This is a genomic window from Mesorhizobium sp. B2-7-3, from assembly GCF_006440715.1.
In the GTDB taxonomy this organism is placed as follows: domain Bacteria; phylum Pseudomonadota; class Alphaproteobacteria; order Rhizobiales; family Rhizobiaceae; genus Mesorhizobium; species Mesorhizobium australicum.
The window spans coordinates 521223-537661 of sequence record NZ_VFTY01000003.1; the positions used below are offsets into that span (position 1 = coordinate 521223).

17 protein-coding genes and 1 tRNA gene are annotated in these 16439 nt (G+C 64.3%); 15 read left to right on the plus strand and 3 right to left on the minus strand.

The annotated features are described in order from the left end of the window. Nucleotides 1-34 precede the first annotated feature (34 nt). Both FJW04_RS10040 and FJW04_RS10045 read left to right on the plus strand, forming a co-directional pair. Complete coding sequence (locus tag FJW04_RS10040; RefSeq protein WP_140617863.1) at nucleotides 35-481, plus strand: YcgN family cysteine cluster protein; 447 nt, start codon at nucleotides 35-37, stop codon at nucleotides 479-481. A gap of 262 nt (nucleotides 482-743) precedes the next feature. Then, nucleotides 744-1100: a hypothetical protein gene (locus tag FJW04_RS10045; RefSeq protein ID WP_015316248.1), complete on the plus strand. Its 357-nt coding sequence runs from the start codon at nucleotides 744-746 to the stop codon at nucleotides 1098-1100. 167 nt (nucleotides 1101-1267) lie between these two features. Here FJW04_RS10045 and FJW04_RS10050 read toward each other — a convergent pair whose 3' ends face one another. Then, nucleotides 1268-1978, minus strand: a complete 711-nt coding sequence (locus FJW04_RS10050; RefSeq protein ID WP_140617816.1) for an SIMPL domain-containing protein — start codon at nucleotides 1976-1978, stop codon at nucleotides 1268-1270. Between the two features lie 135 nt (nucleotides 1979-2113). Here FJW04_RS10050 and FJW04_RS10055 point away from each other — a divergent pair. The 11 genes from FJW04_RS10055 (at nucleotide 2114) to FJW04_RS10105 (ending at nucleotide 12914) form a co-directional block, all read left to right on the plus strand. After that, a tRNA-Ile gene (locus tag FJW04_RS10055) sits at nucleotides 2114-2189 on the plus strand. Nucleotides 2190-2274: 85 nt separating this feature from the next. After that, the gene (locus tag FJW04_RS10060) at nucleotides 2275-3297 is read left to right on the plus strand and encodes a LacI family DNA-binding transcriptional regulator (RefSeq protein WP_210161500.1); all 1023 of its coding nucleotides are present in this window, start codon (nucleotides 2275-2277) and stop codon (nucleotides 3295-3297) included. Between the two features lie 189 nt (nucleotides 3298-3486). After that, a complete protein-coding gene (locus FJW04_RS10065; protein ID WP_140713835.1) occupies nucleotides 3487-4500 on the plus strand; it encodes an SIS domain-containing protein in 1014 nt (337 codons plus the stop codon). 37 nt (nucleotides 4501-4537) lie between these two features. Further along, nucleotides 4538-5860, plus strand: coding sequence for an ABC transporter substrate-binding protein (locus FJW04_RS10070; RefSeq protein ID WP_140713837.1), 1323 nt, complete (start codon nucleotides 4538-4540; stop codon nucleotides 5858-5860). A 4-nt stretch (nucleotides 5861-5864) separates the two neighbouring features. Then, nucleotides 5865-6824: a sugar ABC transporter permease gene (locus FJW04_RS10075; RefSeq protein ID WP_224527425.1), complete on the plus strand. Its 960-nt coding sequence runs from the start codon at nucleotides 5865-5867 to the stop codon at nucleotides 6822-6824. A 5-nt stretch (nucleotides 6825-6829) separates the two neighbouring features. Next, nucleotides 6830-7681, plus strand: a complete 852-nt coding sequence (locus FJW04_RS10080) for a carbohydrate ABC transporter permease (protein WP_041163763.1) — start codon at nucleotides 6830-6832, stop codon at nucleotides 7679-7681. Nucleotides 7682-7700: 19 nt separating this feature from the next. Beyond that, entirely contained in the window at nucleotides 7701-8555 is an 855-nt protein-coding gene (locus FJW04_RS10085; RefSeq protein WP_140713839.1) for a sugar phosphate isomerase/epimerase family protein, read from the plus strand. Beyond that, on the plus strand, nucleotides 8552-9418 hold the full coding sequence (locus FJW04_RS10090) for a PfkB family carbohydrate kinase (RefSeq protein WP_140713841.1): 867 nt from the start codon (nucleotides 8552-8554) through the stop codon (nucleotides 9416-9418). The genes FJW04_RS10085 and FJW04_RS10090 overlap by 4 nt, the downstream gene beginning before the upstream one ends. Before the next feature lies 1 nt (nucleotide 9419). Beyond that, entirely contained in the window at nucleotides 9420-10835 is a 1416-nt protein-coding gene (locus FJW04_RS10095; protein WP_140713843.1) for an FAD-dependent oxidoreductase, read from the plus strand. A 156-nt stretch (nucleotides 10836-10991) separates the two neighbouring features. Then, the gene (locus FJW04_RS10100; protein WP_015316719.1) at nucleotides 10992-12488 is read left to right on the plus strand and encodes an aldehyde dehydrogenase family protein; all 1497 of its coding nucleotides are present in this window, start codon (nucleotides 10992-10994) and stop codon (nucleotides 12486-12488) included. 150 nt (nucleotides 12489-12638) lie between these two features. After that, entirely contained in the window at nucleotides 12639-12914 is a 276-nt protein-coding gene (locus FJW04_RS10105) for a hypothetical protein (RefSeq protein WP_015316720.1), read from the plus strand. Nucleotides 12915-13019: 105 nt separating this feature from the next. Here FJW04_RS10105 and FJW04_RS10110 read toward each other — a convergent pair whose 3' ends face one another. Both FJW04_RS10110 and FJW04_RS10115 read right to left on the minus strand, forming a co-directional pair. Beyond that, nucleotides 13020-13520 (minus strand): peptide deformylase, encoded by a 501-nt coding sequence (locus FJW04_RS10110; RefSeq protein ID WP_140713845.1) that lies wholly within the window; start codon nucleotides 13518-13520, stop codon nucleotides 13020-13022. A gap of 10 nt (nucleotides 13521-13530) precedes the next feature. Continuing rightward, nucleotides 13531-14613, minus strand: a complete 1083-nt coding sequence (locus tag FJW04_RS10115) for a CaiB/BaiF CoA-transferase family protein (RefSeq protein ID WP_140713847.1) — start codon at nucleotides 14611-14613, stop codon at nucleotides 13531-13533. A 105-nt stretch (nucleotides 14614-14718) separates the two neighbouring features. On the opposite strand from FJW04_RS10115, the gene FJW04_RS10120 reads away from it, so the two are divergent. Together FJW04_RS10120 and FJW04_RS10125 are read left to right on the plus strand one after the other, a co-directional pair. Then, a complete protein-coding gene (locus FJW04_RS10120) occupies nucleotides 14719-15741 on the plus strand; it encodes an LLM class flavin-dependent oxidoreductase (RefSeq protein ID WP_140713849.1) in 1023 nt (340 codons plus the stop codon). Nucleotides 15742-15790: 49 nt separating this feature from the next. After that, complete coding sequence (locus FJW04_RS10125) at nucleotides 15791-16438, plus strand: ThuA domain-containing protein (RefSeq protein ID WP_140713851.1); 648 nt, start codon at nucleotides 15791-15793, stop codon at nucleotides 16436-16438. The last annotated feature ends 1 nt before the right edge of the window (nucleotide 16439 follow it).

Consider the following 16439-nt stretch of genomic DNA (forward strand, 5'->3'; position numbering starts at 1 on the left):
TGACCTTGGTGGCGGCTGGGGCCACATGCCGGAAATGGAAACCCCGTTCTGGAAGACCAAGACGCTGGAAGAGATGAGCCCCACCGAGTGGGAATCGCTCTGCGACGGCTGCGGCAAGTGCTGCCTGTCCAAGCTCGAGGACGAGGACACCGGTGAAATCTACTGGACCAGCGTCGGCTGCCGGCTGTTCGACGCCGAGAGCTGCCGCTGTGCGGACTATGCCAACCGGCTGGCGCGCGTTCCCGACTGCGTCGGCCTGACGCCGCAGAATGTGCGCACCATCAGCTGGCTGCCCAGCACCTGCGCCTACCGGCTGGTGGCCGAGGGCCGCGACCTCTACTGGTGGCATCGGTTGGTTTCCGGCAGTGTCGAGACCGTGCACGAGGCCGGCATTTCCATGCGCGGCCGGGTCAAGGCGAGCGAGACCGACCTGGCCGAGCCGGAAGACTATTTTGACTTTATGCTCGACGACGAGCCCTGACGCGCGCGGTAGATCTTCAGGAGTTGCCTGTCGGGAACCGTGCGAGGGCGAGGCGCCTGGCGCGATATTGTTGAATGCCGGCAAGGGATTTGGCCGGCGAGGGATTTGGCCGGCGAGATTTGCAAGGTCGGCGCTTTGCCCGTGTGGCGCTACATGAACCGCGGATGAACGGGCAGTTCGTAAATAGTTCAGACAGGCCGGTGCATTCTCCCGCCATCGGTTTCACGAGGAGGGCGCAAGCCCGCAACAAGGAGAGAGAACCATGTACACCACCATCAAGACGGCAGCGCTTTCGGCTCTGGTCGGCCTCGGCACGCTGGCGGCCATCCCCGCCCATGCCGACAGCCTCTATCTTGGCTTCGGCAACAACCAGGATCCGCGCTTCGGCGTCTATGCCGGCGACGACGGCTATCGCCACCGCCGGGACGAGCGCCGCGACGATTGGCGCCGTGGCTGCTCGCCGGATCGCGCCCTCGACAAGGCGGAGCGCATGGGGCTGCACCGTGCCCGCATCGTCGATGTCAACCGCCGCGTGGTCAAGGTGATGGGCCGTCAGTACGGCGACCGCGTCGTCATCGTGTTCGCCAACGAGCGCGGTTGCCCGGTCATCAACCGCTGAGAATCTCAGGCGTGGACCGTCTGTGAAGGTCTGGAGCCCCTTTCCCTCGGGAAAGAAGTGGCCCGAAACCCCCGCGGGAGCGATTCCGCGGGGTTTTAATGCCCGCGGCGGTCTCTCTTGAGCAGGTCCGTGGCCAAGCAATGCTCGGCCACGGCGTCCAGCGCCGCCTACTTCAGTTCGAAGGTAACGGTGACCTGGACATTGTAGGCGTTCTCGCCGGCCTGTACCGGCGCCGCGCCGGCCGCGGCGTCGAATGCCTTGGCGTTGATCGGCATCGGCGCCGGCCTGATGTTCTGATCGGTGATCTCGAGCACACGGCCCAGGCTGACCCCGGCCGCCTCGGCCAGCGTCCTGGCCTTGGCCATGGCGTCGGCGACAGCTTTCTTGCGCGCCTCGGTGACGGTGGCCGCCGGATTGTCATTGGTGAAGGCGATGCCGCCGCCCTGGTTGACGCCGAGCGACACCGCCTTGTCGAGGATCTCGCCTGTCTTGTCGACGTCGCGCACGCGCACCGAGAGCGTGTTGGTCACCTGATAGGCGACGAGTTCGGCCTCCTGGCTGCCGTCCGGCTTGTTGGTGTAGTTGTAGCGGGGGTTGATCTGGATGCCCGCGGTCTGCAGGTCGCGATCCTTGATGCCGGCGGCCTTCATCGCGGCGATCACTGCGGCCATGGCATCATTGTTGGCGTCGAGTGCGGCACGCGCCGTCTTGGCTTCGCGCATGACGCTGAGCGTCAGCACCGCCAGATCGGGGGCCACGGTTGCTTCGCCCTCGCCGGACACGATGATGCGGGGCGGGGTCGGCAGATCGGTGGCTCCAGCCATCGCCGGAAAAGCGATTGCAGCGGCGAGCGCGAGGGGCAAAAGATGTCTGGTCATGAAAATCTCCTTGGTCTGCGATCAAGTCGCATGGGGGCGCGTAGAGCGCGATTATGGGTTGATTTGGGCGATCTGCGAAAGCCCGCCGGGAAAGCCTTGTGCCGCGATGCGAAAAACATTAATCCAGCCCGCGTGGGGCCTGTAGCTCAATGGTTAGAGCCGGCGGCTCATAACCGCTTGGTTGGGGGTTCGAGTCCCTCCGGGCCCACCATTGTTGTTATTTACCAATAGCGTACGGGCAAGTTCGCCCGCGGGTTCGCCAAACGGGATATTACCGTCCCGGGAGCATAATGATCGTGACGCAGAAAGGGATCACCCTGAAAGACGTGGCCGCCGCGGCCAACGTTTCGCGCGCCACGGCGGCGCGGGCGCTCAACAGTTATGGTTACGTCGGCGACGGCACGGCTTTGCGCGTGCTGGAAGCCGCCGAGCGATTGGGCTATCGCGCCAACCTCGTCGCGCAGGCTCTGCGCAGCGGGCAGCTGCCGATCGTCGGCTTCATTCCCGGCGACATCCAGAATCCGTTCTTCGCGCGCATTGCCCATGATATCGAGGCGGAACTGCGCAGGCACCGCCACAATCTCCTGATCGCCAGCAGCGAAGAGAATGTCGAACAGGAAAAGGAACTGCTCGAAAGCCTGCGTTCGCTCAGCATCCGTGGCTTCATTCTTGCGCCGACCTCGGCGACGGACAGCCAGCATATCGTGCAGCTCGCCCGTGAGGGCACGCCGGTCGTGCTGATCGACCGTGTCGTCAAGGAAGTGCACTGCGACAGCGTCGTCGTCGACAATGAAGGCGGTGCGCGCGCGGCCGTGGACTACCTGGTTGCCAATGGCCATGAGCGCATCGGCCTGTTGCGGGACGAATCGCGCATCTTCACCGCGCAGGAGCGCCTTGCCGGTTACCAGAATTCGCTTGCAGCGCATGGCATTGCCCTCGACCCGTCGCTGGTCAGCGTATCACGCTCGACCGTGGAACATGCTGTCGAAGCCACCATTCGACTGTTCAGCCGCCGCGATCGTCCGACCGCCCTGTTCACCGTGGACAGCCTGATGACCCAAGGCGCGTTGCTCGGCCTGCGCTCGATGGGACTGTCGATCCCGCATGATGTTTCGCTGGTCGGGTTCGACGATTTCAACCTCGCCACCTTCACCGATCCCCAGATCACCGTCATTGCGCAGCCGACAGCCGAAATAGGGCCGCTTGCCGCCAAAATGCTGCTCGACCGCCTGGCCGGCAAGAAGCTGGCCCCGCGCCACACGCGCTTCCCGACCCGTCTCATCGTTCGCGGCTCGGTCTCGCGGCTGCACGGGCGCTGATCGCCCGATCCAAATAGGCTCTTCCGCGAATTGGTCATGCGAGGGGGCTTGCCAACCTCTGAAATGCGTGCGTTAAATATGTGAGATCGATCTCACAATCATTCGGATCGATGGTGGCCATGGCGATCCGCCGGCGGTGCCTGCAACGAGCGGACGCCCCGCCGCAGCGAAAATACGAGGAAGACCTGCATGCTCAACTTTGACAAAGACCGCTTCATCAAGATCCAGGGCGGAGCCGTCTCCTTCGCCGGAGAGGCGAGGGCGCTCATGCACCGGCTGCTCGGCGAGGGCGTCGAGCGGCTCTATTTCATGGGGACCGGTGGCGTGCAGCTTCTGACCCTTCCGGCCATCGAGCTGGCCGAGCGCCGTACGAGCTTCCCGGTGCGGGGAGAATATCCGGCGCAGGTCGTGCTTGATCCGCCCGCCGGGCTGGACCGGAAGTCGCTCGTGGTCATCCCGTCGCTGTCGGGCACGACCAGGGAAAGCGTGCAGCTGCTTTCCTTCCTGAAGCAGAGAGGCGTGCGCACGCTCTCGCTCACCGGCCATTCCGACACGCCACTTGCCAGGGAAGCCGATTTCACCTTCACGAACTTCGCGGAGGACGACACCTCTTCGGAGTCCTTCTATCTGCAGTCGCTGCTGATCGTGCTGGCACTGCTGGCGGAGCGCGGCGAATACGAGGACTTCGACGCCACGGTGGCCGAGCTCAAGAGACTGCCGGAACTGCTGGTTGGGGCAAAGGCGGCCTATGAAGACAGCGCGGCGAAACTCGCCGACACGATCAAGAACGAAACCTATCACATCTTCACCGGCGCCGGCTCCGTCTGGCCGCAAGCCTACTATTACGGCATGTGCATCCTGGAAGAGATGCAGTGGATCAGGACCAGACCGGTCCATGCCGCCGACTTCTTCCACGGCACGCTGGAGCTGGTCGAACCGGGTGTGAGCGTATTCCTCTTCAAGGGGGAAGATGCCAGCCGTCCGCTGGGTGATCGCGTCGAAAATTTCATCAAACGATACACCGACAAGGTGCACGTTGTCGATGCCGCATCGGTCGAACTGCCCGGTATCTCGCCTGCTGTCCGCAAGCTGATCTCGCCGATCGTGCTTGCGACGTTGCTGGAACGGGTGAGCGCGCATCTGGAAGTGTTGCGCAATCACCCGCTGACGACGCGCCGCTACTACAAGCGCGTCGAATACTGATCACCTCACCTCATAAAAACGAAGAAGGGAACTGATCATGAAATATTCAACACAGGCGGCAATCGCCGCGCTTGCCGCGGCATCGGCACTGGGTCTGACAATGGGACAGGGTATCGGCGCCGAGGCGGTCCAGGCCGATCCGAACGCTAAGGTCGATTACCAGGGAACGCTGTCGGTCCTGACGAAATTCGGCGCGCAGCAGCTGGCGCCGTATTTTGTCGGCGTCGCCCAGGACTATGAGAAGCTTCATCCCGGCGTGAAGGTCGAACTCATCCAGGAAAGCGACGACAGCGTCAAGGACAAGACCAAAACGCTGGTCGCGTCGAACTCGCTCCCGGACATCTACTTTTCCTGGACCGGCAGCTGGGGCGGAAACTTCGTGCGCGGCCATCGCGCCGTCGACCTGACCCCGGTCATCGGGCCCGATACCGAGTGGGGCAAGACACTGACCCCGGCCGCCGTTCAGGCCTTCATGTACAATGGCAAATACTACGGTATTCCGCTCTATCTCGACGCAAAATTCATGGGCTACAACAAGCAGGCGTTCTCCAAGCTCGGCCTGAGCGCGCCCAAGACCTTCGAGGAGCTCCTGTCGTCCTGCGAGACGATCCGGAAATCGGGCATGACGCCGATCTCTTTCGGCAACAAGGAGGCTTGGCCGGCAATCCACTATGTGGGGCAGCTGCTCGCCTACGACGTTCCGCAGGCGGTACTCGAGAAGGATTTCGACCCCGGCACGGCGGACTATAGCGGCCCGGGCTATGTCGCCGCGCTCACCCAGTACAAGCAGCTCATCGACAGTTGCACGGATGGCGGCGCCTCGGTGAACGGCACCTCCTATTCGTCGGCCATCCAGACCTTCAGCAACACGAAATCGGCCATGTACTACCAGGAAATCATCGAGTTCGATCAGAGCGCGTCGGCGGATTCCGCTTTGAAAGTATCCGATCTGGGCTTCTTCACCCTGCCTGTGCCGAACGGCGCGAAGGGCGACGCGAAAGCGATCGAAGGCGCGCCGGAGGGCTACATGATCAGTTCCGCCTCCAGCAACATCCCGCTGGCGATCGACTTCATGAAATTCGTCACGTCCAAGCAGAATGGCCAGGTGCTCTCGGCTCCGCCCTACGGGCAGCCCAGCGCGACCATCGGCGGGGCGTCGGAAGCCAACATGAACCCTTCCGTCGTGGCCGGCCTCAAGGAGATCGCCTCCGCTTCCTACCTGATGCCGTGGCTGGACACGGTGAACCCGCCGCGCGTGGCCTCCGCCTGGCTGTCCAGCCTCCAGGCCCTCACCGGCGGCTCGATGACGCCGGAACAGGTCATGGAGCAGGTCAAGCAGGCGGCCGCGGCATCGAAATAGGCCAATGGCGAATCCCGGTCTGGCCAGAATGGAAGGCGCTGCCTTGAGCAACGCCAAGGGCGAGCCGGCGGCGAAAGCCGGCCGCCGGTTCCGCCACTGGGGCTCGCTCCGGTGGGTCGCCGTCGCCGTGATCCTGGTCGGCTGGTTCGTGTATTACCCGATCGTCGACAACTTCATCGTCAGCACCACCGACGAGGATATTTTTACCGGCGAGACCACGAATATCGGCCTCGCCAATTATGAGCGGCTGCTGCACGACCCGGTCGTCTGGGTGGCGTTGTGGAACAACACGCTCTACGCGTTGATCTCCATCGTCTTCCAGGTCGGCGGGGCCTTCGTGCTGGCGGCGCTGATCGAGGGGCTGGGCAGCGAGCGGCAAAGGCGCTTCTGGCGGGCGATTTATTTCATTCCTTCCGCGATCTCGATCACCGTGACCGGCCTGCTGTTCTATTTCATCTACCAGCCGGATATCGGGCTCTTGAACGCCGGGCTCAGGCGCATTGGCCTGGAACAACTCATCCAGCCCTGGCTCGGCGGCGAGCACACAGCGATCTACGCGATCATCGCGATGAGCCAGTGGCAGGGCTTCGGCTATTCGACGCTCCTGTTCGCGATCGCGATCCAGAAGATTCCGCGCGATCTCTATGATGCCGCGGTCATGGACGGAGCCGGACCGCTGCGCAGGCTGTGGAGCGTGACGCTGCCGCTGACCCGCGAGATGACCGGCCTGATGATCATCGTCACCATCACCGGCGCGTTCCAGGTGTTCAACGAAGTCATGGTCATGACCGCCGGCGGCCCCAACAACCGCAGCCAGGTGCTTGGCACATGGCTTTACCAGCAGGGCTTCATCCAGAACAATTTCGGCTACGGCGCCGCGATCGCCGCCGTGATCTTCGCCGTGACCATGATCACCGGAGCGGCCCAGCTTTGGTACACCAGGCGCCGGAGGGTCGAGCTGTGACGGTGATGGCGGCCAGCGGGCGGACCGCGCGCCCGGCCTTCGGGAGCGCTCTTGCGAAAGCCTTTCTGTACTCGTTCCTGATCTGTCTCGGCATCGTCGTGCTTTATCCGCTGGTCTGGATGGCGCTCAACGGCTTCAAGGATAATGGGCAGATCTTCGGCGACCCGTTCGCGCTGCCGTCGCGGTGGACCTGGGGCAATTATGTGCAGGCCTGGAACCGGGGCGTCCGCGACTATCTGGTCTCGAGCCTGCTGGTGACCGTCGCTTCAGCGATCTGCACGGTGCTGATCAGCGCCTGGACCGCCTACGGGCTGACGCGAACGCCAATGCCCGGCAAGCCGCTTATCGTCGGTCTGGTTCTTGGCGGCCTCATGCTCAGTCCGACCGTGGCGCTGATCCCGCTGGTGCGGATGCTGCAGGCCATCGGCCTCTACAACACCTACTGGGCGCTGATCATCCTCTACACGGCGTTCCGGATTCCGTTCAGCACCTTCCTGATCCGCGCCTACATGCTTGGGCTGCCGAAGGATCTCGACGAGGCGGCCCGCATCGACGGCGCCAGCGAGGGGCAGATCTTCTGGCGCATCATCCTGCCGCTGTGCCAGCCGATCATCATCTCCTGCATCATCCTGCACGTGCTGTTTGCCTGGAACGAGTATTTGTTCGCGATGGTCTTCACCAATGGATCGGCGGTGCAGACGCTGCCCGTCGGCCTGACATCGCTGATGTCCAAGAACGGCACCAATTACGGCGTCGTCTTCGCGGCGATGACGATCTCGGCCCTGCCGATCGTCCTGCTTTTCTTCGCCGCGCAGCGGTACTTCATCCGCGGCCTCTCCGAAGGCATCGGCAAATAAATCACCGGGAAGGACATCCATGCCGCAATTCAAGGTCGACCAGCTGATTGGGGCCAACTTCGCCTTCCAGCATTACGCATTCGAGCGCGTTGCCGAGATCCTTCGCGGCTTCGGCTTCAAGGAGATCGAGCTTTGGGGCATCGCGCCGCATCTCGACCTGTTTCATGCGACAGAGGCGCATGTTCGATCGGTTCGCGAGATACTTGCGCAGAACGGACTGACGGTCTGGTGCTTCACGCCCGAGCAGGTGATCTATCCGATCAACATCGCGTCGGGCGACGGCGCATACCGCCGCGACAGCGTCAGGCGGTTCTGCCGCGCGGCGGACATATGCGCCGAACTGGGCGCCCGATATTTGTTTCTGACGTCCGGGCGTGGATATGAACACGACCCGCCGCAAGAGGCGTGGGCACGGTCGGCCCAGTCGCTCGCGGAGATCGCCGCCCATGCGTCCTCGGTCGGCGTGCGCTGCCTGCTCGAGCCGCTGCAACGCGTCGAAACCAACGTCGTCACCAATGCGGCGGGCCTGCGCGAAATGCTCGATGAGATCGGCGCCGACACTGTTGATGTGGTCCTGGACACGGTCGGCATGGCCACTGCCGGCGATACCGTGGCCGACTATGTCAGGCTGTTCGGGCCGCGCCTCGCGCATGTCCAGATCGTCGACGGGCTGCCGGCGGGGCATCTTGTCTGGGGCGACGGCAAGCTTCCGATCGGCCAGTATCTCGACGACCTCGCCGCGTCGGGCTATCGGGGGAAACTGACCTTCGAGCCGTTCGGAAATGGCTCCTATGCTCTGGACCCGGTCGCGGCGTGGACACGCAATCTCAAGGCCGTCGAGCCCCACATGACGCGGGCGCCGACAGCAGCATGACCGGAGGAGCACCGCCCAATCTGGTCGCCGTCGGTGACAACTGCCTCGACGTCTATCTCAACAAGGACCTCCTGACCGTGGGCGGGAACGCCCTCAACGTGGCCGTTCAATGGCGCCGCAATGGCTGGAGCGCACGCTATTTCGGCGCCGTTGGTGATGATCCTGAAGGTGAGATAACGCTCCGCGAGATCGAGACCGCCGGGCTGTCCCGCAACGATGTCGAGATGATCTCCGGCGATACTGCGGTGACCTTGCTGCGCGACCAGTCGGGCGACCGTACTTTCCTGTTCGAATCCTTCGGGGTCGGCGAGAATTACATGCCCGCGCCGCGCAACTGGCAGGTCATTTCGAAAGCCGACTGGGTGCATCTGGGCACCAATGCCAACGAGGATCTCGTGCGCCGCCTGGTTCGCGAGCGCGTGCCGTTCAGTCTCGACGTCTCGACCGCGCATCTGGCCTTGCCACTGGAGGGCGTGCCTCTGGTCTTCGCGTCCGGTCCAGACGAGCCGAGCGTGCCGGTCGAGCCCCTCATGACCGCGCTGCGGTCGGCCGGGGCGCGCCAGGTCGTGCTCACCTGCGGCAGCCGCGGCGCCTATTTCCGCGACAGTCAAGGCGTTCGCCATGTCGAGGCGTCGCCGACCGCCGTCGTGGACACGTGCGGTGCGGGAGACAGCTTTATCGCCACCTTCATCACCGCGTTCTGCTTCGCGGGTCTCGATGCCGACGATGCCATGCGAAAAGCCTCTCTCGACGCCAGCAGGACCTGCACGCATCTCGGCGGCTTCCCGCAGGAACCGCGCCCTATCCCCGACTGGCTGCCGCTGAAATATGCCGACGTGATCAATCGCGAGACGAGGGTCTGACATGGCCACTTTACGGATGAGACAGCCGGCGGTCGCGGCGACAGCCGATCGGTCGTTCTGGCTGCAGGACATTGCCGCTGCCCCGGCGACCCAACCCCTGGTCGGCGGCGAGCAGGCCGACGTGGCAATCGTCGGCGGCGGCTACACCGGGCTGTGGACGGCGTTGCGGATCCGCGACCTGGCTCCCGAAACCCGCGTCATGGTGCTCGAGGCCGATCAGTGCGGCTCCGGCGCTTCGGGGCGCAATGGCGGACAGGTGCATTCCTGGTTCGCCGAGCTCGATCAGATCAGCGCCGTCGTCGGCGAGGAGGAGGGGCGGGCGCTTTGCGCCGATAGCGTCGATGCCATCGCGGAGCTGGAGAAACTTCAGCGCGACGGCACGATCGATATGGATCTCCGGCTTGACGGCTGGCTGTGGACGGCCAGCTCCACGGCCCAGGAGGGAGCCTGGAACCGCGCTGTCGCGATGACCGAGGCAGCCGGGGCCAACCGCTTCCGGCAGCTGACCGGCGAGGAGATCAAGCAGCGGACCGGGTCTTCCGCCTCCTATGCCGGCGTCGTCGAGGCGAATGCCGGAACCGTGCATCCAGCCAAGCTGGCCACCGGCCTGCGCGACCTGGCGATCGCTCGCGGCGTCGTCGTCCATGAGCGCAGTCCCGTCACCGAAATCGTGCCCGGCAGGACCTGTGTGGTCCGGACCGCGCAAGGCGCGGTGCGGGCCGAGAAGGTCGTGCTGGCGGCCAATGCCTGGCTGTCGGCGTTGCCCGAACTGCGACGGCATCTTTACGTGGTCGCGAGCCAGGTGGTCGCGACCGCGGAAATCCCTGACTTGCTCGACCGGATCGGCTGGCGAGACGGAGCCTCCATCTGCGACGCGCAGCGCCAGGTCCTCTATTATCAGCGCACCCCGAAAGGCCGGGTGGTCTTCGGCCGCGGCAGCGGCAACATCGCCTATGCGGGCAATTTCGGCCAAAGCTTCAACCGCAGCCCCGAACACGGACGGGACAATATCCGCGAACTGGCCCGCGTCTACCCCGAACTGCGAGGAGTGCCGATCGACTATGATTGGGCGGGCCCGATCGACTGCGTGCCGGAGCATGTTCCCGTCTTCGATCACTTGAAGGGTCATCCCAACATTTTCTTTGGCATGGGCTACAACGGGACCGGCATTGCCCAGACCCCAATCGGCGGCCGCGTCCTCGCCAGCCTTGTTCTGGAACGGAAGGATCGCTGGAGCGGCAGTGGGCTGGTGGGGCTCGATCGGCGCAAGACGATGCCGCCGGAACCGTTCCGCTATCTCGGCGCCAAGCTTGTGCGCGCCGCGATCGCGCGCCGGAACGACGTCGAGATCCGCAACGGGACGCCAGGCGCTCTAACGCGATTCCTGTCGGAACGCACGCCGGGCGGCGGGGGCTAGGCATCTTTAAACCCGCAAGGACCTGTTGTTGCGCCTTTCTGGTGAACACGGGCGCGGACGCTGGCGGTCCGATTATCCGAACGCCCTTCAGCTTTCCTTGTTGAGGTCGCCCCCGCCGGGAGTAATAGTTGCCCGGAAATTCGCGAGGAGGAAGGGATGACGGTGAATTTCGACCCGAGGGCGAAGGCCACGTCGCTCTACCATGGCGAATTCCGGCCGATGTTCATCGACGGCAAGTGGGTCGCAGCGCAGTCCGGCGAGGTGATGCAGGCGCTGAATCCGGCGACCGGCGAGGTGCTGGCGACGGTGCCGCGTGGCGGAGCCGCCGATGTCGATGCAGCGGTCGCGGCGGCGCGCGCGGCTTTCGAAGGTCCATGGTCGAAATTCTCGCCCTATGAGCGGCAATGCGTGCTGCTCAGGATCGCCGACCTGTTCGAGACACATTGGGAAGAGCTCAGCGTTTGCGACACGCTCGACATGGGGCTGCCGATCACGCGCACGCTGGCCAACCGGCGCCGCGTCATCGGCATGCTGCGCTTCTATGCAGGCATGGCGACGGCGCTGCATGGCGAGGCGATCGACAATTCCATTCCGGGCGAAATCGTCACCTTCACAAGGCGCGAGCCGGTTGGCGTCGTTGGCGCGATCATTCCCTGGAACGCGCCGACCGCGGCCTCGATCTGGAAGATCGCGCCGGCGCTCGCCACGGGCTGTACCATCGTGCTGAAACCGTCCGAGGAGGCATCGCTGACGCCGCTGCTGATCGCCGGGCTGATGCAGGAAGCCGGCGTGCCCGACGGCGTCGTCAACATCGTCACCGGTACCGGGGCCGAAGCGGGCGCGCGGCTCGCCGAACATCCCGACGTCAACAAGATCGTCTTCACCGGCTCGACGCTGACAGGTCAAGCGATCGCGCGGGCTGCTGTCACCAACCTCAAGCGCGTCTCGCTTGAGCTTGGCGGCAAGTCACCGATCATTGTCTGCCGCGACGCCGACATCGACAAGGCTGTCCCAATCGCGGCGATGGCGGTGTTCGTGCATTCGGGCCAGATCTGCATTGCCGGCTCGCGCCTGTTCGTGGCGCGCGAGATCCATGACGAATTCGTGCGCCGGCTGGCGGAGTTCGCCGGAAAACTGCGCATCGGCCATGGCATCGAGGCGGAGACCGAAATCGGGCCGCTCATCAATGCCAGGCAGGCCGGCAAGGTGGAAGGCTACATCAAGGCCGGCAGCGACGAAGGCGCCCAACTGGTCGTCGGCGGGGCGCGGCTGACAGGCGAACTCTATGATGGCGGCAACTTCATCGCGCCGACCGTTTTCGGCGCGGTGTCGGACACTATGACCATCGCGCGGGAGGAGATTTTCGGACCCGTTATTTCGGCGATGCCGTTCGACACGCTGGACGAGGCCGTCGCGCGCGCCAACGCGACGCCCTACGGGCTTGCAGCCGGCGTCTTCACCACCCACCTCGGCACCGCGCACAAGCTAGCCCGCCGCATCAAGGCCGGCTCGGTCTGGGTCAACATGTACCACGCCATCGATCCGGCCGTGCCTTTCGGCGGGATGAAGATGTCCGGCCATGGCCGCGAGGGCGGCATCGAGCATCTGCACGAGTATCTGGAGACCAAATCCGTCTGGATCCAGACGGATTGAGGGCGTGGCGATGTTCAGGTGAGGGCGCCCGCGGTCCGGGCCCGTCGCCGACTGCCGCGCATCGGCCGGAGCAAGGCCCTTGTTCAGGAACTTTTCGTCATCTGGCGATTTTCGATATAAGATCGAATCCCGAACAGAAGGGTGTTTGCGATGACGACGAAACGATTGGCGATCTGCGCTCTTGCTCTCGCGATGGGCTTCGGCATGTCCTCGTTGGCTTTCGCGGGCGCCAAGCACCGTCATCACCAGGACGAACAGGAGCGCTACGTTCCCGCCAATGACGATCTCATCGACTTCCTCTTCGGCGGCCCGCGCTACTATGACCAGCAGTTGTTCACAACGGCCGCTGGAGCCTGCTCCTACCACCGGACTGGTCCGGACGGTTTTGCGATAAACAAGATCAACGATCACCACTGCGGAAAATGACCGGCGGACGTTTCGTCCGCGATCAGGTTAGCACGTTGCGAACGTGACACGGTCCGCCGGCGCGGCCACGCGCCCGGCGTAACATTGCGATCCGCCCCGTGGCGTCTACGAGGCTCGTATCAGCTTGCCATAGCGCTTGATCAGCCGGTCGCGCTTGAGGCGGGTCAGCCTGTGCGTCCAGAACAGCCCGTCGAGCTGATCGATCTCATGCTGATGGCAAACCGCCAGCAGGCCCTCGGCGTCCTCGAACCGCTCACCGCCATCCAGATCCTGATAGCGAACGCGGATGCGGGCGTGCCGTTCGATGTCCTCGGTGACACCGGGCATCGAAACGCTGCCTTCCTCATGACGGATCATTTCGGTCGAGGCCTGGACGACGGCCGGATTTACATAGATCGCCGGTTTAGCCGCGGAAGGGAGCTCGATGACGACCAGGCGTTTCAGAATGCCGATGTGCGGGGCGGTGATACCGATTCCGGGGGCCGCGCGCATCGTGTCGATGAGGTCGCTGGCCAAGGCCTGCAGATCGTCGTCGAACAGCTCCACGGGTTCGGCCACGGCGCGAAGGAGGGGATTGGGGAATTTTACGATCGACCGAACTGTCATGGACCTCGCCTCAACTCGGCAAGCCTGCGCGGATTTCTGCGTCATGTTCGCCGCGCATGGGGCTCTTGGCCGGTGTCTTTTGTTCCCATCCGGAAAAGCGCGGCGCGGCCGCCGCCTGCAGGATGCCGTCCGCCATCAGCCATGTGCCGCGTGCGGCCATGTGCGGATGCTGGGCCGCTTCATGGGGGCTGAAGACTGGGCCGACACAGGCGTCCGAGCCCGCGAACAACTTGACCCATGCGTCGCGAGGTCGCGTGGCGAAGATCGCCGCCAGCCGGTCGCCCAGCTGCGGCCAGAGTTCGCGATCGAACTGGTTGGCGAATTGCGGATCGGCGGTCAAGCCAAGCCTGTCGAGGAAGAGCGCATAGAATTTAGGCTCGACGCACTGGACGCTGATAAAGCCGCCATCCGATGTCCGGTAGACGCGGCACCAATGCGGTCCGTCGAGAAGGCTCCGGCCGCGGTCTGCGGCAAGCGCGCCGGACTGTGCGAGCGACATCAGCAGGTTCATCATATGGGCCGAGCCGTCGACGATCGCCGCGTCGACGACGATGCCCTGGCCGCCGGCGCGCACGTTCATCATGGCGGCCAGCATGCCTATCACCAGATAGAGCGCCCCGCCGCCTACGTCGCCGACGAGCGTCGGTGGCGCCATGGGCGGCTCTCCCGGCAAGGAGCCGTACCAGAGCGCGCCGGACAGGCCGATATAGTTCATGTCGTGGCCGGCGGTGCGGGCCAGCGGACCGTGCTGGCCCCAGCCGGTCATGCGGCCATAGACCAGGCGCGGATTGGCCGCGATACAGGCCTCCGGGCCAAGCCCGAGACGCTCCATGACGCCGGGCCGGAACCCCTCGATCAACCCGTCAGCGGTGGCGATGAGGCGCGTCAGCACGGCCACGTCGTCCATATTCTTCAGGTCGAGCGCGATGGAGCGCTTGCCGCGATCGAGCAGCGAGCGCTGGGGCGCGCCCGGCACGGACGGCTCCCTGCGGTGGACGACAATGACATCGGCGCCAAGGTCGGCGAAAAGCATGCCGGCGAACGGCGCCGGTCCCAGCGCCTCGATCTCGACGATGCGGATTCCCCTGAGCATCCATCCTCTCTGGTGTTGCGCGTTTAAGCTATTGCGGAGGGCGACGGTGTGTAACCCTGTTCTTTCGCCATTGAAGCATGTGCCGCCCGCATATACTTCAGGACCATGAAAAAAATTGGTTTCCTGTCATTCGGGCACTGGTCGCCCTCTTCGCAATCGCAGGTGCGTTCGGCATCCGACGCGCTGTTGCAATCGATCGATCTCGCCGTCGCCGCCGAGCAGCTCGGCGCCGACGGGGCCTATTTCCGCGTGCATCACTTCGCCCGCCAGCTCGCCTCGCCATTCCCGCTGCTGGCGGCCGTCGGCGCCAAGACCAGCCGCATCGAGATCGGCACGGCCGTCATCGACATGCGCTACGAGAATCCGCTCTACATGGCCGAGGATGCGGGTGCGGCCGACATCATCGCCGGCGGCCGGCTGCAGCTCGGCATCAGCCGCGGCTCGCCCGAGCAGGTGATCGATGGCTGGCGCTATTTCGGCTATGTGCCGCAGGAAGGCAAAAGCGACGCCGACATGGCGCGGCATCACGCCGAGGTGTTCCTCGATACGCTGCGCGGCGAAGGCTTCGCGCAGCCCAATCCACGGCCGATGTTCCCCAACCCGCCGGGCTTGCTCAGGCTCGAGCCGCATTCGGAGGGCTTGCGCGAGCGCATCTGGTGGGGCGCGGCGACCAACGCCACCTCTGAATGGGCGGCGAAGCTCGGCATGAATTTGCAGAGCTCGACGCTGAAATTCGACGAGAGCGGCAAGCCGTTCCATGTCCAGCAGGCCGAGCAGATCCGCATCTATCGCGAGGCCTGGAAGGCGGCCGGGCATGAACGCGAACCGCGCGTCTCGGTCAGCCGCAGCATCTTCGCGCTGGTCGACGACCGCGACCGCGCCTATTTCGGGCGCGGCAATGAGAGCCGCGACCAGATCGGCTTCATCGAGGAAAATACCAGGGCGATCTTCGGCCGCAGCTACGCCGCCGAGCCGGACGTGCTGATCAAGGAATTGGCGCAGGACGAGGCGATCGCCGAGGCCGACACGCTTTTGCTCACGGTTCCCAACCAGCTCGGCGTCGACTACAACGCCCATGTCATCGAGGCGATCCTCACCCATGTCGCGCCGGCGCTAGGCTGGCGCTGACCGGTGCGGGGAGCGGTCGTCGGTCTAATGGATCGAGGGAGGTTGCCGCATGTCCAGGAAAGCCCTGATTGCCTGGGGAGGCTGGGAAGGCCACACGCCAGAGCGCAGCGCCAACATCATCCGCGACATGCTGGAGCGTAACGGCTTCGCGGTCACGCTCGGCGAGGGGACAGCGATGTTCGCCGATCCGAACCTTGCATCATTCGATCTCATCGTGCCTGTCATCACCATGTCGACGATCGAAAAGGTCGAGCTGAACAACCTGACGCAGGCGGTTCGCCTGGGGAGCGGGCTGGGCGGCTTTCACGGCACGATGGGCGACAGTTTTCGCGCGGAGCCCGACTACCAGTTCATGACCGGCGGCCAGTGGGTCGCGCATCCCGGCAACATCATCGACTACCATGTCGTCATCACCCGGCCGGACGATCCGGTCACGAAAGGCGTCAGCGATTTCGCCTACCGGTCGGAGCAATATTACATGCATGTCGACCCGGGCAACGACGTGCTGGCGACAACCACCTTCACCGACGCGCATTTTCCCGGCATCGACGGCGTCGTCATGCCGGTCGTCTGGAAGCGCCGCTATGGCGCGGGCAAGGTTTTTTACAGTTCTCTCGGCCATACGGCGGATGAGTTCGCGGTGCCGGAAATGGCGCTAATCATGGAGCGCGGTTTGCTGTGGGCCGCGCGCGACTAGC